Here is a 21,298-nt window from a genome sequence, read left to right on the forward strand (position 1 = left end):
ATACACTCTTAGAGTGTATGGAGAAAATCACAGAATTTGGCTGAGAGAGACGATGGTCGCAAATTGGCGAAAACGACCGAGCCCCGTTTCGATGAGTCGAGGAATGCCGTCCCTCGATCATGAGGCCGGCCGCCGACGGTATCGAAGGATGCCCGGCGACCAGCTGATGCCCCGCCAACAGGCGGGAAGCGGGAAGGAGGCTCAGTCGGCCTTGACGACGTGCCAGACGCCAGCGACACCGTCACCGCTCATGTCGCCAGCCTTCTTGTCCTTGACGAAGGTGTAAACCGGCTTGCCGTCATAGGCCCACATCTTGGTGCCGTCGGTGCGTTTGACAACGCTCCATTCGTCGTCCGCCTTGGCGCTGGCCGCGGCCTTCAGCGGCGGCCAGTTGGCGGCGCATTTGTCGTAGCAGTTCGACTTGCCCTTGCTGTCCTTGTCATAGGTGTAAAGCGTCATGCCCATGGCATCGGTGTAGATCTTGGTGCCGCCGACATCGGCTTCCTTCCACGCCTCGGCGGCGAAGGATGCGGCGGTGCTGAGCAGAAGCGCGGCCAGCCCTGCGGTTATGATTTTCATGGAAACCTCCCTGATATGTGGAGACGCGCGGGAAATCGCGGTCTCGTTGTGTCAACGCCTGCCGGCCGGGGTTCTTCCCGAGAGGGCTTGTGGACATCTGTAGCCGGGGCTTGGCTGCCAGTAACAATTCCCACAGTTCGGTCGTACTTAGTTGGGTGGCGCAGCTAAATTCGGGCCAAGGGGGGATTGCCCGGACAGCGACCGGTTGCCACACATTGGTGATTGGCGCACAGGCCAGGGCTTCGCTATATCGGCGCCCAAACAGTATCGTCGCCGAAACAGCAGGGTTTTGGAATGGCATTGGATATCGGCTATGTCAGCGCGGTCGGGGCGGGCGCCATCTCGTTCCTGTCGCCTTGCGTGCTGCCGCTGGTGCCGCCCTATCTCTGCTACATGGCCGGTGTCTCGGTCGACGATTTTCGCGGCAATGCCGGGGCGACGGCGCGTGAAGGCACGCGCGGCGCCCTGCTCTATTCCTCGATCGCCTTCGTGCTCGGCTTCTCGACCGTGTTCGTGGCGCTCGGCGCAGGCGCTTCGACCATCGGCCGGCTGCTGCGCGTCTGGCAGGAGCCGCTGGCGATGGGCGCCGGCGTGCTGATCATCCTGATGGGCCTGAATTTCCTCGGCATCCTGCGCATTCCGCTGTTGTCGCGCGAGGCGCGCTTCCAGTCGCAGGGCNCTGATGGGCCTGAATTTCCTCGGCATCCTGCGCATTCCGCTGTTGTCGCGCGAGGCGCGCTTCCAGTCGCAGGGCAAGCCGGCAAGCGCTGTCGCCGCCTATGTCATGGGACTGGCGTTTGCCTTCGGCTGGACACCTTGCATCGGCCCGGTGCTGGGGCCGATCCTGACGCTGGCTGGTGGGCGCGAAACCGTGGGCGAGGGGGCGCTGCTGCTCGCCGCCTATTCGCTTGGGCTTGGCATACCGTTCCTGATCGCGGCGCTGTTTTCCGGCGCCTTCATGCGTTTCCTCGGCAAATTCCGCGTCCATCTCGGCCGAGTGGAAAAAGCGATTGGTGCGCTGCTGGTCGTCGCCGGCGTGTTTTTCCTCACCGGTGGCGTGCAGGCCGTCTCCTACTGGTTGCTGGAGAATTTTCCGGTGCTCGGACGGCTGGGGTAGTCCACTTCAGCACGGGAACGATGCATGGCGGCCTGCATTTGCAGTGCCATTGACCGACACTTTTTTCGAGCCGGGAGGCGAGAATGGTAGCCAGGGCGGATGTGCGAAAGTTCTTCAAGGCCTATGAGAAGGTCTACAATGACGCGATCGCCGACACCGTCGATCCCAACGACGTTGCGGACATGTATTCGGCTGGTTTTGTCTCGGTGACGCCGGCCGCGGTCATGGTCGGCGAGAATGGCCAGCAGTTGAAGGCCATCATGAAAAAGGGTTTTGAGGCCTATCGTGCCCTCGGCAGCAAGAGGATGACCTGCAAGGACGTCTCTGTGACACCTATCGACCAGGACCATTGCGTGGCTGAGGTAAGCTGGTCCGGTGATTATGAACGCAAGGACGGGAGTCCTGTGACCATCGACTTTGCGATCAACTATCTCGTCGAAAAGCGCGATGGCAAGCTGAAGGTGTTTGGCTGGATATCAGGTGACGAGCAGGCGGAATTCAGGAAACATGGCCTGTTGTAGGTGTGCTGACTGCCGGATTCCGTCTCAAGCCCGCTGATCAAGAGTCAGCTGCTCCGCCATCTCACCGGAATTTAACCGCATTGGTCCAGCATGGCGCCACTGCTAGCATGTTTTGATTCCCAACGCTTTCATATGGTTGTCCTTCTATGAGCCAGAGATCCTGCCTGTCGATCATCCTCGCCGCTGGCGAAGGCACGCGCATGAAGAGTGCGCTGCCGAAGGTGCTGCACCAGATCGCGGGCCTGCCGATGGTCGCGCATGTGGTGAAGGCGGCCGAAGCCGCCGGGGCCGGCGACCAGGCGCTGGTTATCGGCCATGGGGCGGAGGAAATGCGCAAGGCGGCGGCGAAATTCGCGCCTAAAGCAGAGACCTTCGTCCAGGAAAAACGGCTCGGCACCGCGCATGCCGTGCTGGCCGTGCGCGAAGCGATATCAAGGGGTTATGACGATGTCCTGGTGATGTTCGGTGACACGCCGCTGATCGATCCGGGGGCGCTGACCGTGGCGCGACTGAAGCTGGCGGAAGGTGCTGCCGTCGCCGTCATCGGCTTCCGTACACCCAATCCAACCGGCTATGGCCGGCTGATCGAAAAGGGCGGCAAGCTGGTCGCCATCCGCGAGGAGAAGGATTGCAGCGAGGAAGAGAAGAAGATCACCTTCTGCAATGGCGGGCTGATGGCGGTGGCCGGTAGCCAGGCGCTGAAGCTGCTCGACGCGGTCGGCAACAAGAACGCCAAGGGCGAATATTACCTCACCGACATCGTCGAGATCGCCAGCGGGCAAGGCCTCGATGTGGTTGCGACCGAAGCCAGCTTTGAAAATGCGCTCGGCATCAACAACCGCGCCGAACTGGCGCAAGCCGAGGGTATCTGGCAGGCTCGCCGCCGGCATGAGACGATGCTATCAGGCGTGACACTGATCGCACCGGAGACTGTTTTCTTCTCGCATGACACCGAAATCGGTGCTGACACGATCGTCGAGCCCAATGTCTGGTTTGGGCCGGGTGTAAAGATCGCCGGCGGCGCCAAGATCCATGCCTTCAGCCATATCGAAGGCGCTACTGTGGCGGGCAATTGCGATGTCGGTCCGTTCGCGCGGCTGCGGCCGGGCGCCGATCTGCGGGAAAAGGCAAAAGTCGGCAATTTCTGCGAGGTCAAGCAGGCTGTTATCGAGGAAGGCGCCAAGGTCAATCATCTGACCTATATCGGCGATGCACGCGTCGGCGCGGGGGCCAATATTGGCGCCGGCACCATCACCTGCAACTATGACGGATACTCGAAATTCTTCACCGACATCGGCGAGGGTGCCTTCATCGGCTCGAATTCCTCGCTGGTCGCGCCTATTACAATCGGCAAGGGCGGCTACATCGCCTCGGGCAGCGTGATCACCGAAAGTGTACCCGACGATGCGCTGGCCTTTGGTCGCGCCCGCCAGAAGACGATCCCCGGCAAGGGCAAGGAATTGCGCGAGCGCTTTGCCTCGGCCGCGGCTGCCAAAAAGAAGTAAGACCGGCCTTCAAAAACTGAACGATTGCGGTAACCGGATTGCAAGTGCGCTGTGTCATGATGCATGCGTGCAGAAGCGTCCGTTACAGCGGACGAAATGCAATGTGACTTTCGCGGCGAACCGGCCATCCCTAAATAACGCTGGTTTTCCACGGGGAATTGGGGGCTGTCTGCATGTGCGGTATCGTTGGAATCGTCGGCCACTCGCAGGTTGCGCCGCTCATTGTCGATGCGCTGAAGCGGCTCGAGTATCGCGGCTATGACTCGGCCGGCGTCGCCACTATCGAGAAGGGTGAGCTTGGCCGCCGGCGCGCCGAAGGCAAGCTGGTCAACCTCGAACGCCGGCTCAAGGACGAGCCGCTCGAAGGCACCATCGGCATCGGCCATACACGCTGGGCGACCCATGGTGTACCCAACGAGACCAATGCGCATCCGCATTTTTCCGCCGGCGTCGCCATCGTCCACAACGGCATCATCGAGAATTTCGCCGAACTGCGCGACGAACTGATCCGCGACGGCTATTCTTTCTCGTCGCAGACAGACACCGAGGTCGTTGCCCATTTGGTGGCGCGCGAACTGGCCAAGGGGCTGATGCCGGTCGAGGCCGCGCATCAGGCGCTGAAGCGGCTGGAAGGCGCCTTTGCGCTGGCCATCATGTTCAAGGGCGACGAGGATCTGATCGTCGGCGCCCGCAACGGCCCGCCGCTGGCCGTCGGCCATGGCGATGGCGAAATGTTCCTGGGCTCGGACGCCATCGCGCTCGCGCCGTTCACCAATTCGATCACCTATCTTGAAGACGGCGACTGGGCGGTGGTGCGCCGCGACGGTGTCGCCATCTTTGACATCGACGGCAAAAAGGTTGCCCGCAAGCGCCAGCAGTCGCTGTCGACCAGCTTCATGGTCGACAAGGGCAATCGCCGCCATTTCATGGAGAAGGAAATCCATGAGCAGCCCGAGGTGATCTCGCACACGCTGGCTCACTATGTGGATTTCGTCTCCGGCGTCTCCAAGCCGCTCGACCTGCCGTTCGATTTCGCCAAGATCGACCGGCTGGCGATCTCCGCCTGCGGCACCGCCTATCTCGCGGGCCTGATCGGCAAATACTGGTTCGAGCGCTATGCTCGGCTGCCGGTCGATATCGATGTCGCCTCGGAATTCCGCTACCGCGAGATGCCGCTGTCGGCCAACGATGCCGCTTTTTTCATCTCGCAATCGGGCGAGACCGCCGACACGCTGGCCTCGCTGCGCTACTGCCGCAAGGCCGGCATGAAGATCGGCGCCGTCGTCAATGTGCGGGAATCGACCATGGCGCGCGAATCCGACGTCGTGCTGCCGACACTTGCCGGACCCGAGATCGGCGTCGCCTCGACCAAGGCTTTCACCTGCCAGCTGTCCGTGCTGGCCGCGCTTGCGGTGCGCGCCGGTGTGGCGCGCGGCACAATCTCGAAAGAGCAGGAGAAAACCCTGGTGCGCGCGCTTTCGGAAGCGCCGCGCTATGCCAACCAGGTGCTCAAGCTCGAGGAGCAGATCGAGCGCATCGCGCGCGAACTATCGCGCTACAAGGACGTGCTCTATCTCGGCCGCGACACCAATTTCCCGCTGGCCATGGAAGGCGCGCTGAAACTCAAGGAAATCTCCTACATCCACGCCGAAGGCTATGCCGCGGGCGAGTTGAAGCATGGCCCGATCGCGCTGATCGACGAGAATATGCCGGTCATCGTCATCGCGCCGCATGACCGTATCTTCGAGAAAACCGTTTCCAACATGCAGGAAGTGGCGGCGCGCGGCGGCAAGATCATCCTGATCACCGACAGCAAGGGCGCGGCACAGGTAAGCGTGAAGACGATGGAAACGATCGTGCTGCCGGATGTGCCGGAAATCATCTCGCCGATCATCTATGCGCTGCCGATCCAGATGCTGGCCTATTTCGCCGCCGTCTTCATGGGCACCGATGTCGACCAGCCGCGCAATCTGGCGAAATCGGTGACGGTGGAGTAAGTTTTACCTCTAAAATCGGGAGGTTGAGCCGAATGGCATCGAAGTTCGCCCGTCCAGTCCACCCCGGAGAATTCCTGCGTGAAGAATATCTCGTTCCCCTTGGCATGAGCGCTGGCGCCCTCGCAAAAAAGCTCAATCTTCCTCGTACCCGTATCGAACGCATTGCCAAGGAGGAGATCGGCTTGACCCCCGACACTGCTTTGCGACTGGCGCGGTTTTTCAACACCACGCCTCAATTCTGGATGAATTTTCAGCAGGCTTACGAGCTTGAGACCGAGGCGAAGAAACTAACGTTGGAACTTGAGAGGATTGAACCGCTGGTAGCGGCGGCATAATCGGGCCTTTAAAAACTTCGCAGTTCCAAACGGCCTTGCTGTTCACTAATGTTGCGCTGCAATTCGCGCTCCCGGTGAACCATGTCCGACGCTCCGAAGACTTCTGGCATGACCCGGCTGAGGAACTATTTCCTCACAGGCTTCGTCGTCTGCGCGCCGCTGGCGATCACCGCCTATATTGCCTGGTCGTTCATCGGCTGGGTCGATTCCTGGGTAAAACCTTATATTCCAGCGCGTTACAACCCCGATACCTACCTGCCGTTCCCGGTGCCGGGCTTCGGGCTGATCGTCGCCCTGATCCTGATCACGCTGATCGGCTTCCTGACGGCCAACATCGTCGGCCGCGCCATCGTAAATTTCGGTGAGCGCATGCTTGGCCGCATGCCGCTGGTGCGTGGCATCTATGGCTCGCTGAAGCAGATTTTCGAGACCGTGCTGTCGAACAAGGGCGACATGTTCCGCCAGGTCGGGCTGGTCGAGTATCCGCGCAAGGGCGTCTGGTCGCTGGTCTTCGTCGCCAGCGAGAAAGAGACCGAGATCAACCAGAAGCTTGATCAGGAAGGCGATCCGCTGATTGCCGTGTTCATGCCCTGCACGCCGAACCCGACCACCGGCTTCCTGATGTACGTGCCGAAGTCGGACATCGTGCTGCTCGACATGACGATCGAGGACGGTGCCAAGCTGATCGTGTCGGCCGGACTGGTGGCGCCCGAGGTCAAGCAAATGGTTGTCGTGAATGGTGAGCCTATCGAGGGAATGCTTGCCAACCCATCGGTTGCCGCCTTGGCTCATCCGGCGCGCAGGAGCCGAACGGCTTCGTCGCGACCGAACAAATAGAGCAACAGGCGTAGCGCCTCGCCGCGGTCGGATTGCAGCTCAGGGTCGCGCGACAGGATCAGCCTCGCATCGTCGCGGGCAGCTTCCAGAAGATCGGCATGAGCCTCGATACGCGCCACCTGGAAGCCCGGCGTGCCGGACTGGCGGGTGCCCAAAAGCTCGCCTTCACCGCGCAATTTCAGGTCTTCCTCGGCGATCAGGAAGCCGTCCTCCGTCTCGCGCATCACCGACAGCCGGCGTTTGGCGGTCTCGCCGAGCGGATCCTTGTAGAGCAGCACGCAGGAGGACGGCTTGTCGCCGCGTCCGACACGGCCGCGCAGTTGATGCAACTGCGCCAGCCCAAAGCGCTCGGCATGCTCGATGACCATGACGGTGGCATCGGGCACGTCGACGCCGACCTCGATGACCGTGGTGGCGATCAGGATGCGTGTCTCGCCTTGCTTGAAGGCGCGCATCGCCTCGTCCTTCTCCGCACCCTTCATGCGGCCATGGACAAGGCCGATACGATCGCCGAACAGCGGTTTCAGCGAGGCGAAACGGTCTTCCGCCGACATCAGCTTGATCTCTTCGGATTCTTCGACCAACGGACAGATCCAGTAGATCTTCTGGCCGCCGGCGACGGCATCGACCATGCGGCCGACCAGTTCGTCCAGGCGCTCCAGCGGCAGCGTGACGGTTCGGATCGGCTGGCGGCCGGCCGGCTTTTCCGTCAATTTCGACACGTCCATGTCACCGAAGGCGGTCAACACCAGCGTGCGCGGGATGGGTGTCGCCGTCATCACCAGCATGTCGGGTGCATCGCCCTTGGCCGTGATGGCAAGCCGCTGGTGGACGCCAAAGCGGTGCTGCTCATCGATGACGGCCAGCACCAGGTCGTGGAAGGTCACCGTTTCCTGGAACAGCGCGTGGGTGCCGACGACGATGTCGATCTCGCCGCTGGCCAGGCTGGCCAGCGTGTCGGCGCGTTCGCGGCCTTTCTCGCGCCCGGTCAGGATGGCGATGCGCAGGCCTATGCTGGCGGCAAGCGGGGCGATCGTCGCCAGATGCTGGCGCGCCAGGATTTCGGTCGGCGCCATCAACGCCGCCTGGCCGCCAGCCTCGACGGCGCGCGCCATGGCAAGCAGCGCGACGACCGTCTTGCCGGACCCGACATCGCCTTGCAGAAGCCGCAGCATGCGCTCGGGGTCGGCGAGGTCGGCATTGATTTCGGCCAGCGCGAATTCCTGGGAAGCGGTCAGCGAATAAGGAAGCGCTGCGCGCAGTTTCTCTACGATGCTGCCGTCGCCGACCAGGGGACGGCCAGACAAGCGGCGGATCTTTGCCCGCACCAGCGCCAGCGAGACTTGGCCCGCCAGCAATTCGTCATAGGCGAGGCGCCGCCAGGCAGCGCCGTCGATGGAGACGTCGATCGGATCGGCCGGGTTGTGGATGCGGGCGAGCGCATCGCCAAAGGTCGGAAAGGTGTGCCGGCGCATGAAGGCGCTGTCCTGCCACTCGGGCAATTCGGGCAAGCGGCCGAGCGCCTGGCCGATCGCCCGGCGCAGCACCTTGCCGGACAGCCCCGCGGTGAGCGGGTAGACCGGTTCGACCAGCGGCAGGTTTTCCGCCTCGCTGGCCATGGCGATATGGTCGGGATGGACCATGGTCGGGCGGCCGTTGAACCATTCCATGCGGCCCGAGACCACGACATGCTCGCCGACTGGCATCGCCTTTTCGAGATAGGAGGCATGGGCATGGAAGAAGGTCAGCCCGATTTCGCCGGTATCGTCATGGGCAAAGACCCGGTAGGGCACCGACCGGTTGCCGCGCGGCGGCGGCTGATGACGGTCGATGCGCACCTCGAGCGTTACGATCGCGCCCTCGGCGGCGAGCGCGATGCCCGGCCGGTTGCGGCGGTCGATGACGGTGTGCGGCAGCACGAACAGAAGGTCGCCGGCGCGCGCCGCGCGATCGCCGAGATCGGCGGCGACGACTTTCTCGATCAATGCGCCCACCTTCGGCCCGATGCCGGCGAGCGAGGTGATCGGGACAAAGAGGGGGTCGAGGATGGAAGGACGCATGATGTCAGCTTATGTCGCGACGGCAGCAGCGCAAGGCTGACAGCCCCTTCTATCCACGCTATATGCGCCGCAGCAAGTGAGGATGCGCAACAATGACCGGAACGAAACGATCAAGCGAGGGGCTGGACGTCCACCGCCGCAAGCTCTTGTTCCGCTCCTGGCATCGCGGCTTGCGCGAGATGGATCTGATCCTCGGCACCTTCGCCGATGCCGAGATCGGCGCCTTGACGGCCGAGGAGATCGACCAATATGAGAGGCTCCTCGACATTCCCGACACCGAATTCCTGCCGCTGATCACTGGCGAACGCCCGGTGCCGGCGGATATCGACTGCGCCGTCCTGCAAAAGATCCTGGCGTCCCGCCGGACCATGATTTTCTGAACACAAGCAATTCCAGGAAAAGTGCCAAGCAGTTTTCCTGGGAATTGCGACAAACAAGACCGTGATTTGATGAGCCTCATTCCCACCATTGGTCTGCCGAAAGGCCATGCCGGCCAGTTCATCGTCGACGGTGTCGCCGATGGCTATGAAGCCTTCGCGCTGGTGCAGGCCGCGCTAGAGATCGCGCCCGACAAGCCGGTATTGTTCGTGGCGCGTGACGGCCAGCGCCTGCCGGCAATCATCGAGGCGTTGTCCTTCGCGGCGCCCGGCCTTCCGGTGCTCGAACTGCCGGCCTGGGATTGTCTGCCCTATGACCGCGTTTCGCCCGGTTCGGATGCCGCCGCCAAGCGCCTCGATGCGCTGACCGCCATGATCGCGCTGGCCAGGAAGCCACACCGCGCCGTCATCCTCACCACCGCCAACGCGCTGCTGCAGCGCATTCCGCCGGCCGAGCTTGTCGAGGCACAGACTTTTCATGCCAGGCCCGGCAACCAGATCGACATGAACGCGCTGGTGTCGCGGCTGGAAACGTCGGGCTTCGAACGGGTGCCGACGGTGCGCGGTATCGGCGAATTCGCCGTGCGTGGCGGCATTCTCGACCTCTTCGCGCCGGGCTGGACCGAGGCGCTGAGGCTCGATTTCTTCGGCGACACGCTGGAATCGATCCGCGTCTTCGATGCCGCTACGCAGCGCACCACCGGCCAGCGCAAGTCGATGGCGCTGCAGGCGATGAGCGAGGTGGCGCTGACGCCCGAAACCATCAGCCGCTTCCGCCGCGCCTATATCGAAGCCTTCGGCGCACCGCAGCGTGATGACGGCCTCTATGCGGCGGTCAGCGAGGGCAGGCGTTTCGCCGGCATGGAGCACTGGCTGCCGTTCTTCTACGAGCGGCTGGAGACCGTGTTCGACTATCTACCGGACACGCCTGTCGTCTTCGACCACTTGGCGCATGAGGCGTTGGCCGAACGCCATACGCTGATTCTCGACCACTACGAGGCGCGCAAGAAGCAGGCGGACGCGGCTTTGAAGGATGCCGTGCCCTACAAGCCGGTGGCGCCGGATCTGCTTTATCTCTCGCCGGAAAACCTGATCGCCTCGCTCGGGCCGCGCGAAGCGATCGACTTCACGCCGTTCGACGCGCCCGATGCCGGCGCCAAAAAGGTCTACCACGCCGGATCACGCCATGGCCGCAGCTTCGTCGAGGAGCGCGCCGATCCGAACGTCAATGTCTTCGATGTCGTCGTCAGGCATATCGCCGATGAGCGCGCGGCCCGTCGCCGCGTCGTCATCGCCGGCTGGACCGAAGGTTCCCTCGACCGGCTTGGCCAGATCCTGGCCGAGCATCATCTCGGCAACCTCAAACAGGTCGAGACGCTGGCCGAAGCCGAACAACTCGAGCCGGGGCAAGCGGCCTTGGCCGTGCTGCCGCTGGAATCCGGCTTCGAGACCGAAAGGCTGGTCGTCGTCGCCGAACAGGACATTCTGGGCGACCGGCTGATCCGGCGCTCGAAGCGCAAGAAGCGTGCTTCCGACTTCATCGCCGAAGCGTCGGCCTTGTCGGCCGGCGATATCGTCGTCCATGCCGACCACGGCATCGGCCGCTTCATCGGCCTGCGCACCATCGAAGCCGTCGGTGCGCCGCATGATTGCCTGGAAATCCACTATGCCGGCGACGACCGGCTGTTCCTGCCGGTGGAAAACATCGAGCTCCTGTCGCGCTACGGCTCTGACACAGCCGAGGCGACGCTGGACAAGCTCGGCGGTGGCGCCTGGCAGTCGCGCAAGGCGAAGCTGAAGAAGCGTCTGCTCGACATGGCCGGGCAATTGATCCGCATCGCCGCCGAACGGCAGATGCGGGCAGCACCGGCGCTGGTGCCGGCCGAAGGCCTTTATGACGAATTCTCGGCGCGTTTCCCCTACGAGGAAACCGACGACCAGCAGACGGCGATCGACTCGGTCAGGGATGACCTCGGCGCCGGCAAGCCGATGGACCGGCTGATCTGCGGCGACGTCGGCTTCGGCAAGACCGAAGTGGCGCTGCGCGCCGCCTTCATCGCGGCCATGGAAGGGTTCCAGGTCGCCGTGGTGGTGCCGACGACGCTGTTGTCGCGCCAGCACTTCAAGACGTTTTCGCAGCGGTTTTCCGGCCTGCCGATCCGTGTCGCCCAGGCCTCGCGGCTGGTTGGCGCCAAAGAACTGGCGGAAACCAAAAAGGGCATGGCCGAGGGCCAGGTCGACATCGTCATCGGCACCCATGCGTTGCTCGGATCTGCCATCTCGTTCAAGAATCTCGGCCTGCTGATCATCGACGAGGAGCAGCACTTTGGCGTCAAGCACAAGGAACGGCTGAAGGATCTGAAGACCGACGTCCACGTGCTGACGCTGTCGGCGACGCCGATCCCGCGCACGCTGCAACTGGCGCTGACCGGCGTTCGCGAACTGTCGCTGATCGCCACGCCGCCTGTCGACCGCATGGCGGTGCGCACCTTCATCTCGCCCTTCGATCCGCTGGTCATCCGCGAGACGCTGCTGCGCGAGCGCTATCGCGGAGGACATTCGTTCTATGTGGTTCCGCGCATCAGCGATCTCGTCGAAATCCATGATTTTCTGCGTGAATCCGTGCCGGAACTGAAAGTCGCCGTGGCCCACGGCCAGATGCCGCCAGGCGAACTCGACGACATCATGAATGCCTTCTATGACGGCCAGTACGACGTGCTTTTGTCGACGACCATCGTCGAATCCGGCCTGGATATCCCGACCGCCAACACGCTGATCATCCATCGCGCCGACATGTTCGGCCTGTCGCAGCTCTACCAGCTGCGCGGCCGCGTCGGCCGCTCGAAAGTGCGCGCCTATGCGCTGTTCACCTTGCCGGCCAACCGCAAGCTGACCGACACGGCCGAGCGCCGGCTGAAAGTGCTGCAGTCGCTCGACACGCTGGGCGCCGGCTTCCAACTCGCCAGCCACGATCTCGATATCCGTGGCGCCGGCAATCTTCTGGGCGAAGAACAGTCCGGCCACATCAAGGAGGTCGGCTTCGAGCTTTACCAGCAGATGCTGGAAGAGGCGGTGGCCGAGGTGAAGGATTCCGGCGAGGTCCAGGATGGCGGCTGGTCGCCGCAGATCGCCGTCGGCACCGCGGTGATGATCCCGGAAAGCTATGTGCCCGACCTGCAGCTCAGGCTGGCGCTTTACCGCCGCCTCGGCGATCTCGAAAACACCGAGGAGATCGATGCTTTCGGCGCCGAGCTGATCGACCGTTTCGGCCCGCTGCCGGACGAGGTGAAGCATCTCTTGAAGATCGTCTTCATCAAGGCGCTCTGCCGCAAGGCCAATGTGGAAAAACTCGACGCCGGGCCGAAGGGCGTCGTCATCCACTTCCGCAAGCGCGAATTCTCCAACCCGGTCGGTCTGGTCAAGTTCATTGGCGAACAGGGGTCATTGGCCAAGATCAGGCCTGACCACAGTGTCGTCTTCACTCGCGACTGGCCGACGGCCGAGAAGCGGCTTGCCGGCTCCGCGGTCGTCATGACGCAGCTGGCGCGGCTGGTGGAGAAGGCCGCCTAGCCGCCGGCCATCATTCGCCAGCGCTGAAATTCCGGTCTAGAATAGAAAATCGGCTTCGTGTATGGAGCCGCCACCCCTATAGGGGCTGGAAATGGCGGGCGAGGGTGCTTGCCGGAAAGAGCGTTGGGTGCAGCGATGACGAAATGGTCGCCGAATTCGTGGAGAGCAAAGCCGATCAAGCAGGTTCCTGCTTATCCGGATCTTGGCGCGCTGAAGAACACGGAGGCCCAACTCGCCACCTTTCCGCCGCTGGTCTTTGCCGGCGAGGCGCGCAAGCTGAAGAAGCAGCTCGCGACTGTCGCCGCCGGCGAGGCCTTCCTCCTCCAGGGCGGCGACTGCGCCGAGAGTTTTGCCGAACATGGCGCGGACAATATCCGCGACTTCTTCCGCGTCTTCCTGCAAATGTCGGTCGTGCTGACCTTTGCCGGCGCGCAGCCGGTGGTGAAGGTTGGCCGTGTTGCCGGCCAGTTCGCCAAGCCACGTTCGTCCGACAACGAGACCAAGGGCGAGGTGACGCTGCCGAGCTATCGTGGCGACATCATCAACGGCATCGAATTCGATCAGAAGTCGCGCATTCCCGATCCCGCCCGCCAGGAAATGGCGTACCGCCAGTCGGCCGCGACGCTCAACCTTCTGCGCGCTTTCGCGCAGGGCGGCTATGCCAGCCTGGAGAACGTGCATCGCTGGATGCTCGGCTTTGTCTCCGACAGCCCGCAAGGCGAGAAGTACGAGTCGCTCGCCAACCGCATCACCGAGACGATGGACTTCATGAAGGCCGTCGGCATCACCTCGGAAACCAACTATGCCCTGCGCGAGACCGATTTCTACACCAGCCACGAGGCGCTGCTGCTCGGTTACGAGGAGGCGCTGACCCGTGTCGATTCGACCTCCGGCGACTGGTACGCCACGTCAGGCCACATGATCTGGATCGGCGACCGCACCCGCCAGCCCGACCATGCCCATGTCGAGTATTGCCGCGGCATCAAGAACCCGCTCGGCCTGAAATGCGGCCCGTCGCTGACGCCGGATGGCTTGCTGGAGCTGATCGACCTGCTCAATCCGGACAATGAGCCCGGCCGGCTGACGCTGATCGCGCGCTTCGGTTCCGACAAGGTCGCCGACCATCTGCCGAAGCTGGTGCGCGCGGTGCAGAAGGAAGGCCGCAGCGTCGTCTGGTCGTCGGATCCGATGCACGGCAACACCATCGAGGCCGCCGGCTACAAGACGCGGCCTTTCGACCGCATCCTGAAGGAGGTGCAGACCTTCTTCGAGGTGCACCGCGCCGAAGGCACGCATCCGGGCGGCATCCATGTCGAGATGACCGGCAAGAACGTCACCGAATGCACCGGTGGCGCGCGCGCCATCACCGCCGAGGAACTGCAGGACCGCTACCACACGCATTGCGACCCGCGCCTCAATGCCGACCAGGCGATCGAACTGGCATTCCTGGTGTCGGATCTCCTGAAGAAGAGTCATCCGGTGCGGCACAAGCAGGTCGTGAACGGCTGATTGCTGCCAGGCTGGACTGACGCAAAGAAAAGGCGCCTGGGAAATCCGGCGCCTTTTCCGTTTGTGGTCAAATACTTGCCGAGCCGACAGGGCGGGATGGAAGGCTTCAGTCCTTCTTGTAGAGAAGCCAACTCTTGCCGGCGCGGCCGGCCATTGTCGAGTGCTTGGTGACGCGGTTGCGCCCGCTGACCTTGGAACGGTAAAGCGCCCGGTCGGCCTTGGTGTAGAGGTCTTCCGGGCCATCGGCCTCGGATGCCATGCAGATACCCATGGAGACGGTGACGGTGCCGTAATTGGCGCCGGTCTGGCTGCTGGTGAACGGCGTCTGCTCGATCAGCGCACGGATGCGCTCCGAGATATCGTAGGTGGCGTCCTCGCTGGCGCCCTCGATGATCAGCGCGAACTCCTCGCCGCCGGTGCGGGCGACGAACATGTCGCCGCGAATGCTGGTCTGGAAAATCTCGGCGATGATCTGGATGATCTTGTCGCCGACCGGATGGCCGTAGCGGTCGTTGATGTCCTTGAACCGATCGATGTCGGCAAGGATCAGGGCATTGAACAGGATGCCCTTGTTGCTGTTGTAGATCCTGGTGATTTCCTTGTCGAAGGCGCGGCGGTTCCAGATTTGGGTCAACGGGTCGGTGTCGGCCAGCCGCTTGTATTCCTCGAGCTTCGACTTGACGCTCTCGAGTTCGGCCGTCTTGTCACGGAGTGTCGATGCAATCTGCCTGCCATGATCGATCGTCGAACTGGTGGCGACCGACATGGCGTTGGCGATCTTCTGCAAGAGGTCCTGCGACAGTAGGCTGCGGCCGCTCAGACCGCTCGATGTCTCGTCGAGGATCCTGCCGTATTTCTCGATGTGGCTGCGCTCGCTCCGCAGGAGTGATGCGACTTCCTCAAGCTCCCTGGCGATGACGTCCCGCGCATGCTCAACGATGCCGGGGCCATGGTTGTGGGCAAAGAAGGTGCGCCCGATCTGATCCAGCTCATCCTGCGTCGGCCGGCTGCTCAGCGACACGACGGCGAGACTGAGCTCGCGGTTGGTGCCGCTCAATGCCTCGTAGAAAATCTCGTAGTTGCGCGGCACGCCGAGCACGCCAAGCTGGCGCATGGTCGTGACGACGGTGCTGGCGATATCGGTGTTTCTTTCGGTCTGGGTGGCTGCCGGCTGCATGTCTGATCCACTCTTCCCCTTGGATCCCGGCGAAGATTTGCGGGTCCACTTATCGCCGACATGGGGGAATGCTACCGACATTCCAGAACGAGACGCGAAGAGGCGCGTCCCCACCCGCAACCTTCACACGACATGACCATAGATGCGCTAGCGCTAAAGTTTCCTTAATTCGCATAAAATCCGCAGGTTTTTCTCCGGCTGCGGCTGTGAAGGCTTCAGCCTGCCACCAACAGTCCGAAAACAATGCCGGTTTGGCAGCTGAGTTCGCAGGCCTGTTACGCTGTTGGAGAAACCGAATTTCGGATTTGCTGCACCAGAGCATGTCGCATTTGCTTGCGTGCGGCCGGCGCAAAGCTGGAATCCTGGCGGTGAGGACGATGCCGCGTTTTCGGAGGAGGTTGGAATGAGTGACAGTCACCAGGGATCTTGTCTGTGCGGAGCGGTCCGCTTCCGGACGCGCGGCGCGCTGCGCGGCGTTGTCTATTGTCACTGCTCGCAGTGCCGCAAGCAGAGCGGCCATTTCTACGCCGCGACCAATGTCGCCGACGCCGATATCGTCATCGAAGGTTCGGAAAGCATCACATGGTACGAGGCTTCCTCCTTCGCCAGGCGGGGCTTTTGCAAGGCATGCGGGTCGGTGCTTTTCTGGAAACCGGGGGATCAAGACTACATTTCGGTCATGGCGGGATCGTTCGACAGGCCGACGGGCCTCAAGGGCGACTGTCATATCTTCGTTGGCGACAAGGGCGACTATTATTCGATCGATGACGGGCTGCCGCAGTTTGAAAAGTCGACCCCATCGATACCGGTCGCGGAATGAATTTTGGACGAGACCGCTTATTCCATTGATCGGGCCATTGCTTTATCCCGTGCCGGTGGTTCGGAGAGGGATTTGGGCATGCAGCGGCTGATCGACGCTTTTATCAATTCGGTGCGAGCGTTTCGCAAGCTGGCCGCCAACGAGAAGGCATTTCAGCAGGAGCTGACGCTCCTTGCGCTCGCCTTGCCGGCAGGGTGGTTCGTTTCGGTGTCGTGGCGCGGTTACGCGTTGCTGATCGGCGCGGTTCTGCTGCTGATCATGGTCGAGGTCTTGAACACCGGCATCGAGGCGGCCTGCGACGCCTTCAGCCGCGAGTTCAATGTCGACATCCAGCTGGCCAAGGATTGCGGTTCGCTGGCGGTGCTGATCTCGGTGGTCATCGTCGCCGGCGTCTGGGGCATTGCGCTCGTCGAGCGGCTCACCGGCTTTCCCATCTGACCCATCTGACGTCCGCGCCTCGATCCGGCGGGCGACATCACTGCTCGTGGCCGCGCTCCTTCTTGGCGATATGGCGGGCGACCAGCCAGGCAAGTACGGCCACGGTGAGACCGATGCCAAGTCCGATGAACAGCCGCTCGTGGCGCATCAGCGCCTGGCCGATCAAATGCTCCGCCCCCAGTCCAAAGACATAGCCGATCGAGCTGAACAGCACCGCCCAGATCATCGACGAGATGGCATTGAGGATGACGAAGCGCGGTGCGGCTATGGTCGAAAGGCCGGCCGCGATGCCGCCGACCAGGCGCATGCCGTAGACGTAGCGGTTCGACAGCACGAAGATGTTTGGATGGGTGTTGAGCAGGCGGTAAGCGCGGCGGAAACCGGGCCGGCCGCGCAGCCTGACGACGTGGCGATTGTCGGCGAAACTTCTGCCCAGGATGAAGAACAAGGTGTCGCCGGCAAAGGCCCCGAGGGCTGCCGCGACAACGGCATGCCACAGCACGAAAACGTCCTGATGGGCGAAGAAGCCGCCGAGGATGGCAGCACTTTCCCCTTCGGCAACGCAGCCGAGAAAGACGGCAAGCAGGCCATACTGTTCGATGAAATGATGGATCGCGTCGGTCATGTAGCCGACTGTTGCGACAGCCTCTCGTCGATCCGCTTGACGAGATCGGCCAGCCGCGCGATCTCTTCGCGCATGCCGAGGATCTGGCTGTGGCGCAGCTCATCCAGCTTTTCGTGCAGCGCCATGATCTCGATCTCGGCCTTCAGATTGACCTCATAGTCATGGGCGGCATCGATGCGGTCGCGTTCGGTCTGGCGGTTCTGCGCCATCATGATCACCGGCGCCTGCAGGGCGGCGACCATCGACAGCACCAGGTTGAGGAAGATGAACGGGTAGGGGTCGAAGGCATCGCGAGACAGCAGCCAGACATTGCCCGTGGTCCACAGGGCCAGAAAAGCCAGGAAGGCCAGGATGAAGGACCAGGAGCCGCCGATGCGGGCGATCGTATCGGCAAGGCGGTCGCCAAAGGTCTGGTGGAAAGCCACCGCCTTGTTGGTGTCCCTGGAGATCGTGGTGCGCTCGAGCGCCGATTGCAGCACCCGGCTTTCCAACGGGCTGAGGCCGTCCGGCCGACGCTTGAGCCAGCGGTTCGCCAGTTCATCGATCGTCTTGTTCATGGCCATCTCCATCGTCGGTGGAGATAGACGTAGAGGCTGCCGGCCCTGACGGGAAGTGGTACATTCAGCCGGACAGCGAGGGACCGATGGCCGATTTCAAGAAAATTCGTCTGCGCGCGGCAAAACGCAAGGGCGGCGAGGCGGAGCTTGCGACGCTGCTGGGGCCTGTGCCCGACAATGCAGCAGTGGCCGGCATACCGGACGATCGCATCCTCTCGACCATGGCCGAGCGCGTTTTCGCGGCGGGTTTCGTCTGGCGCGTCATCGAGCAGAAGTGGCCGGGCTTCGAGGAAGCGTTCCTGCGTTTCGAGCCGAAGCGGCTGTTGTTCCAGCCTGACGATTTCTGGCACGAGTTGGTTTCCGACCAGCGCATCGTGCGCAACCCGCAGAAGATCAGGTCCGTCCGGGAAAATGCGGCCTTCGTCGAACGCGTATCCAGGGAACATGGCGGCTTCGGCAATTTCCTCGCCGATTGGCCACCCGATGATCAAGTCGGGCTGATGGCCTATCTCGGCAAGCACGGCAGCCGGCTCGGCGGCAACACCGGTCAGTATTTCCTGCGCTGGCTGGGATGGGACGCCTTCGTCATTTCGGCCGATATGGCCGCAGCCCTTCGCGATGCCGGCCTCGATATCGCCGATAGTCCGACCTCGAAGCGGGATCTCGACAAGATCCAGACACAGATCAATCGATGGGTGGCGGACACCGGCCTGGCGCGCCGGCACATTTCGCGTATCCTGGCGATGTCGATCGGCGAGAACCATTCGCCGCAGTCGTTGCGCGAGTATGTGGGCGACGATTGAACGCCAAAGCCTGGCCCGAATTGGTCCAAACGAACGCCATTGCGAGGCCAATTCCGCCGCGCTAAACCGGAAAGCATGACCAAGAAGCTCGACATCCTGCGCATCGCGATCGCCCAGCTCAACCCGACCGTCGGCGATGTCGCCGGTAACCTTGCCAAGGCGCGGGAGGCGAGGGCGGATGCCGCACGCCAGGGCGCCGACCTCGTGCTCTACACCGAGCTTTTCCTCGCCGGTTATCCGCCGGAGGATCTGGTGCTGAAGCCGGCCTTCCTGAGAGCCTGTGAGAAGGCCGCGCAGGACTTTGCCGCCGACACCGCCGATGGCGGCCCCGGCGTCATCATCGGCACGCCGCTGAAGCGCAAGAGCGGCACCCACAATTCGATCGTCTTCGCCGATGGCGGCAAGATCATCGCCGAGCGCTACAAGCTCGACCTGCCGAACTACGGCGAGTTCGACGAAAAGCGCGTCTTCCAGGCCGGGCCGGAGATCCAGGGGCCGGTCAACTTCCGTGGCGTGCGGCTGGGCATTCCGATCTGCGAGGACATCTGGGGTGAAGTCGGCATCTGCGAGACGCTGGCCGAAAGCGGAGCGGAAATCCTGCTGGTGCCGAACGGCTCGCCCTACTACCGCGCCAAGATCGATGTCCGCCACCAGGTCGTCATCCGCCAGGTCATCGAATGCGGGCTGCCGATCATCTATGCCAACCAGCTCGGCGGTCAGGACGAACTGATCTTCGACGGCGCGTCGTTTGCCATCGGCGCCGACAAGACGCTCGCCTTCCAGATGAGCCAGTTCGAGGATGCGGTCGATGTCACGACCTGGAAGCGCACGGACGACGGCTGGGCCTGCGCGGAAGGGCCAATGTCGAAAATCCCCGAACGGGAAGAGGCCGACTACCGCGCCTGCATGCTTGGCCTGCGCGATTACGTCAACAAGAACGGTTTCAAGAATGTGGTGCTTGGCCTGTCCGGCGGCATCGATTCGGCGATCTGCGCCGCCCTTGCCGTCGATGCGCTCGGCGAGGAGCGGCTGCGCGCGGTGATGATGCCTTACCGCTACACGTCGAAGGATTCGCTGAAGGACGCCGAGGACTGCGCTCGCGCGCTTGGCTGCCGCTATGACATCGTGCCGATCTTCGAGCCGGTCGAGGGCTTCCTGCATGCGCTGACGCAGCTTTTCGAGGGCACCAAGGAAGGCATCACCGAAGAAAACCTGCAGAGCCGCGCGCGCGGCACCATCCTGATGGCGATCTCCAACAAGTTCGGCTCGATGGTGGTCACTACCGGCAACAAGAGCGAGATGTCGGTCGGCTATGCCACGCTCTACGGCGACATGAATGGCGGCTTCAATCCGATCAAGGACCTATACAAGATGCAGGTCTACGCGCTCTCGCGCTGGCGCAACAGCCATGTGCCGCCGGGCGCGCTCGGGCCTTCGGGCGAGGTGATCCCGAAGAATATCATCGACAAGGCGCCGTCGGCGGAATTGCGCGAAAACCAGACCGACCAGGATTCGCTGCCGCCCTATCCGGTGCTGGACGACATCCTCGAATGCCTGGTCGAGAACGAGATGGGGGTCGACGACATCGTCGCGCGCGGCCATGACCGGGCGACGGTGACGCGCATCGAGCACCTGCTCTACATCGCCGAGTACAAGCGCCGGCAAGCGGCACCGGGTGTGAAGATCACCAGGAAGAATTTCGGCCGCGACCGCCGCTATCCCATCACCAACCGATTCCGGGATCGCGGCTAGGGCAATTCCAGGAAAAGTGTGAAACGGTTTTCCCGGGAAAAGCGCGTAGCGCTTTCCCTTAGGAATTGCGTTAAAACAAAGAGTTAGAGCAGTTCGCCATTTCCGTGAAACGGCGAACTGCTCTAGTGGACCGATGCCGGATGCGCGTTGGCGGATCAGGCAGGAACGTAGGTCAACCTGATCACGTCATCGTCAATCAGATCGCTGGCCACAAAGCGAAGCGGTGGCCGAGGGCCGGCGAAGAACGGCTTGCCGTGACCAAGCACGACCGGGTGGAAGTAGAGTTGGTACTCGTCGATCAGACCAAGGTCGGTCACGCTTCGGGCAAGGTTGGGGCCAGACAGCGAAATCTCCCCAGCGAGATCAGCCTTCAGCCCACGGATCACCGCCTCGACATCGTCCTGGACAAGTGTGGCATTGGGGCCGACTGATTTCAGCGAGCGCGACACGACCCATTTCGGTTGGTTTCGCCACGCCGCCGCGAACTCGTGTCCTTCCGCGCTCCACTCGGGACGGTCTTCGTCCCAATAACGCATGACCTCGTACATGCCGCGACCGTAGACACTGCCGGTAATGGCGCGCACTTGCTCTATCCAGTGACGAAAGATCGTGGGGCGTGAGGGCATTGCCAGGTGGTCGACGTAACCGTCGAGGGACTGGTTCATCCTGAAAATGAGCTTGGCCATGCTGCAAGGTCTCCAACCCAAGGTCTTCAGGAT

The 21,298-nt window shown here is 62.6% G+C and carries 18 protein-coding genes and 1 pseudogene; 13 read left to right on the forward strand and 6 right to left on the reverse strand.

Annotation, left to right across the window (positions count from 1 at the left end; genetic code table 11):
- Nucleotides 1-201 precede the first annotated feature (201 nt).
- Nucleotides 202-579, reverse strand: a complete 378-nt coding sequence (locus tag X743_RS166615; protein ID WP_023763639.1) for a hypothetical protein — start codon at nucleotides 577-579, stop codon at nucleotides 202-204.
- A 294-nt stretch (nucleotides 580-873) separates the two neighbouring features.
- Between X743_RS166615 and X743_RS01000000168555 the strand changes: the two are divergent.
- The 6 genes and pseudogenes from X743_RS01000000168555 to X743_RS166590 all read left to right on the forward strand — a co-directional run bounded on the left by X743_RS01000000168555 (nucleotide 874) and on the right by X743_RS166590 (nucleotide 6,891).
- Nucleotides 874-1,696: pseudogene (locus X743_RS01000000168555) on the forward strand (cytochrome c biogenesis CcdA family protein).
- 83 nt (nucleotides 1,697-1,779) lie between these two features.
- Nucleotides 1,780-2,217, forward strand: a complete 438-nt coding sequence (locus X743_RS166610; protein ID WP_023763640.1) for a hypothetical protein — start codon at nucleotides 1,780-1,782, stop codon at nucleotides 2,215-2,217.
- Between the two features lie 146 nt (nucleotides 2,218-2,363).
- Entirely contained in the window at nucleotides 2,364-3,722 is a 1,359-nt protein-coding gene (gene glmU, locus X743_RS166605) for a bifunctional UDP-N-acetylglucosamine diphosphorylase/glucosamine-1-phosphate N-acetyltransferase GlmU (RefSeq protein ID WP_023763641.1), read from the forward strand.
- A gap of 173 nt (nucleotides 3,723-3,895) precedes the next feature.
- A complete protein-coding gene (glmS, locus tag X743_RS166600) occupies nucleotides 3,896-5,719 on the forward strand; it encodes a glutamine--fructose-6-phosphate transaminase (isomerizing) (RefSeq protein WP_023763642.1) in 1,824 nt (607 codons plus the stop codon).
- Nucleotides 5,720-5,751: 32 nt separating this feature from the next.
- Nucleotides 5,752-6,054 (forward strand): HigA family addiction module antitoxin, encoded by a 303-nt coding sequence (locus X743_RS166595; protein ID WP_023763643.1) that lies wholly within the window; start codon nucleotides 5,752-5,754, stop codon nucleotides 6,052-6,054.
- 81 nt (nucleotides 6,055-6,135) lie between these two features.
- Entirely contained in the window at nucleotides 6,136-6,891 is a 756-nt protein-coding gene (locus X743_RS166590) for a DUF502 domain-containing protein (RefSeq protein WP_031257382.1), read from the forward strand.
- Here the strand turns inward: X743_RS166590 and recG are convergent.
- On the reverse strand, nucleotides 6,843-8,951 hold the full coding sequence (gene recG, locus X743_RS166585) for an ATP-dependent DNA helicase RecG (RefSeq protein WP_023763645.1): 2,109 nt from the start codon (nucleotides 8,949-8,951) through the stop codon (nucleotides 6,843-6,845). The genes X743_RS166590 and recG overlap by 49 nt on opposite strands.
- 92 nt (nucleotides 8,952-9,043) lie before the next feature.
- On the opposite strand from recG, the gene X743_RS166580 reads away from it, so the two are divergent.
- The 3 genes from X743_RS166580 (at nucleotide 9,044) to X743_RS166570 (ending at nucleotide 14,407) form a co-directional block, all read left to right on the forward strand.
- Nucleotides 9,044-9,331, forward strand: a complete 288-nt coding sequence (locus tag X743_RS166580) for a succinate dehydrogenase assembly factor 2 (protein ID WP_013895230.1) — start codon at nucleotides 9,044-9,046, stop codon at nucleotides 9,329-9,331.
- Between the two features lie 69 nt (nucleotides 9,332-9,400).
- Complete coding sequence (mfd, locus tag X743_RS166575) at nucleotides 9,401-12,898, forward strand: transcription-repair coupling factor (protein ID WP_023763646.1); 3,498 nt, start codon at nucleotides 9,401-9,403, stop codon at nucleotides 12,896-12,898.
- 135 nt (nucleotides 12,899-13,033) lie between these two features.
- Nucleotides 13,034-14,407: a 3-deoxy-7-phosphoheptulonate synthase class II gene (locus X743_RS166570; RefSeq protein WP_023763647.1), complete on the forward strand. Its 1,374-nt coding sequence runs from the start codon at nucleotides 13,034-13,036 to the stop codon at nucleotides 14,405-14,407.
- 106 nt (nucleotides 14,408-14,513) lie between these two features.
- On the opposite strand, the gene X743_RS166565 is transcribed toward X743_RS166570, so the two are convergent.
- Complete coding sequence (locus tag X743_RS166565; protein WP_023763648.1) at nucleotides 14,514-15,584, reverse strand: diguanylate cyclase; 1,071 nt, start codon at nucleotides 15,582-15,584, stop codon at nucleotides 14,514-14,516.
- Nucleotides 15,585-15,987: 403 nt separating this feature from the next.
- Between X743_RS166565 and X743_RS166560 the strand changes: the two genes are divergently transcribed.
- A complete protein-coding gene (locus X743_RS166560) occupies nucleotides 15,988-16,404 on the forward strand; it encodes a GFA family protein (protein WP_023763649.1) in 417 nt (138 codons plus the stop codon).
- A 78-nt stretch (nucleotides 16,405-16,482) separates the two neighbouring features.
- Nucleotides 16,483-16,842 (forward strand): diacylglycerol kinase, encoded by a 360-nt coding sequence (locus X743_RS166555; protein ID WP_023763650.1) that lies wholly within the window; start codon nucleotides 16,483-16,485, stop codon nucleotides 16,840-16,842.
- Nucleotides 16,843-16,879: 37 nt separating this feature from the next.
- On the opposite strand, the gene X743_RS166550 is transcribed toward X743_RS166555, so the two are convergent.
- Both X743_RS166550 and X743_RS166545 read right to left on the reverse strand, forming a co-directional pair.
- Complete coding sequence (locus X743_RS166550) at nucleotides 16,880-17,467, reverse strand: DedA family protein (RefSeq protein ID WP_023763651.1); 588 nt, start codon at nucleotides 17,465-17,467, stop codon at nucleotides 16,880-16,882.
- A complete protein-coding gene (locus tag X743_RS166545) occupies nucleotides 17,464-18,024 on the reverse strand; it encodes a DUF1003 domain-containing protein (RefSeq protein WP_023763652.1) in 561 nt (186 codons plus the stop codon). Before X743_RS166545 ends, X743_RS166550 begins: the two co-directional genes overlap by 4 nt.
- An 86-nt stretch (nucleotides 18,025-18,110) precedes the next feature.
- Between X743_RS166545 and X743_RS166540 the strand changes: the two genes are divergently transcribed.
- Both X743_RS166540 and X743_RS166535 read left to right on the forward strand, forming a co-directional pair.
- A complete protein-coding gene (locus tag X743_RS166540) occupies nucleotides 18,111-18,827 on the forward strand; it encodes a DNA-3-methyladenine glycosylase I (protein WP_023763653.1) in 717 nt (238 codons plus the stop codon).
- 75 nt (nucleotides 18,828-18,902) lie between these two features.
- Nucleotides 18,903-20,579 carry an NAD+ synthase gene (locus tag X743_RS166535; protein ID WP_023763654.1) on the forward strand — a complete coding sequence of 559 codons (1,677 nt, stop codon included), beginning with the start codon at nucleotides 18,903-18,905 and terminating at the stop codon, nucleotides 20,577-20,579.
- Between the two features lie 155 nt (nucleotides 20,580-20,734).
- Here X743_RS166535 and X743_RS166530 read toward each other — a convergent pair whose 3' ends face one another.
- Nucleotides 20,735-21,265 (reverse strand): dihydrofolate reductase family protein, encoded by a 531-nt coding sequence (locus X743_RS166530; protein WP_023763655.1) that lies wholly within the window; start codon nucleotides 21,263-21,265, stop codon nucleotides 20,735-20,737.
- Nucleotides 21,266-21,298 lie beyond the last annotated feature (33 nt).

The sequence above is a fragment of the Mesorhizobium sp. LNHC232B00 genome, from assembly GCF_000502435.1.
GTDB classification, from domain to species: domain Bacteria; phylum Pseudomonadota; class Alphaproteobacteria; order Rhizobiales; family Rhizobiaceae; genus Mesorhizobium; species Mesorhizobium opportunistum.

Excerpts from the sequence above, each read along its gene's own strand:
- X743_RS166540 (WP_023763653.1), top strand. The coding sequence starts at position 18,111 with ATGGCCGATTTCAAGAAAATTCGTCTGCGCGCGGCAAAACGCAAGGGC.
- glmS (WP_023763642.1), top strand. The coding sequence starts at position 3,896 with ATGTGCGGTATCGTTGGAATCGTCGGCCACTCGCAGGTTGCGCCGCTC.
- X743_RS166615 (WP_023763639.1), bottom strand. The coding sequence starts at position 579 with ATGAAAATCATAACCGCAGGGCTGGCCGCGCTTCTGCTCAGCACCGCC.
- X743_RS166570 (WP_023763647.1), top strand. The coding sequence starts at position 13,034 with ATGACGAAATGGTCGCCGAATTCGTGGAGAGCAAAGCCGATCAAGCAG.
- X743_RS166595 (WP_023763643.1), top strand. The coding sequence starts at position 5,752 with ATGGCATCGAAGTTCGCCCGTCCAGTCCACCCCGGAGAATTCCTGCGT.
- recG (WP_023763645.1), bottom strand. The coding sequence starts at position 8,951 with ATGCGTCCTTCCATCCTCGACCCCCTCTTTGTCCCGATCACCTCGCTC.
- glmU (WP_023763641.1), top strand. The coding sequence starts at position 2,364 with ATGAGCCAGAGATCCTGCCTGTCGATCATCCTCGCCGCTGGCGAAGGC.
- mfd (WP_023763646.1), top strand. The coding sequence starts at position 9,401 with ATGAGCCTCATTCCCACCATTGGTCTGCCGAAAGGCCATGCCGGCCAG.
- X743_RS166565 (WP_023763648.1), bottom strand. The coding sequence starts at position 15,584 with ATGCAGCCGGCAGCCACCCAGACCGAAAGAAACACCGATATCGCCAGC.
- X743_RS166590 (WP_031257382.1), top strand. The coding sequence starts at position 6,136 with ATGTCCGACGCTCCGAAGACTTCTGGCATGACCCGGCTGAGGAACTAT.
- X743_RS166555 (WP_023763650.1), top strand. The coding sequence starts at position 16,483 with ATGCAGCGGCTGATCGACGCTTTTATCAATTCGGTGCGAGCGTTTCGC.
- X743_RS166545 (WP_023763652.1), bottom strand. The coding sequence starts at position 18,024 with ATGAACAAGACGATCGATGAACTGGCGAACCGCTGGCTCAAGCGTCGG.
- X743_RS166530 (WP_023763655.1), bottom strand. The coding sequence starts at position 21,265 with ATGGCCAAGCTCATTTTCAGGATGAACCAGTCCCTCGACGGTTACGTC.
- X743_RS166610 (WP_023763640.1), top strand. The coding sequence starts at position 1,780 with ATGGTAGCCAGGGCGGATGTGCGAAAGTTCTTCAAGGCCTATGAGAAG.
- X743_RS166580 (WP_013895230.1), top strand. The coding sequence starts at position 9,044 with ATGACCGGAACGAAACGATCAAGCGAGGGGCTGGACGTCCACCGCCGC.
- X743_RS166560 (WP_023763649.1), top strand. The coding sequence starts at position 15,988 with ATGAGTGACAGTCACCAGGGATCTTGTCTGTGCGGAGCGGTCCGCTTC.
- X743_RS166550 (WP_023763651.1), bottom strand. The coding sequence starts at position 17,467 with ATGACCGACGCGATCCATCATTTCATCGAACAGTATGGCCTGCTTGCC.
- X743_RS166535 (WP_023763654.1), top strand. The coding sequence starts at position 18,903 with ATGACCAAGAAGCTCGACATCCTGCGCATCGCGATCGCCCAGCTCAAC.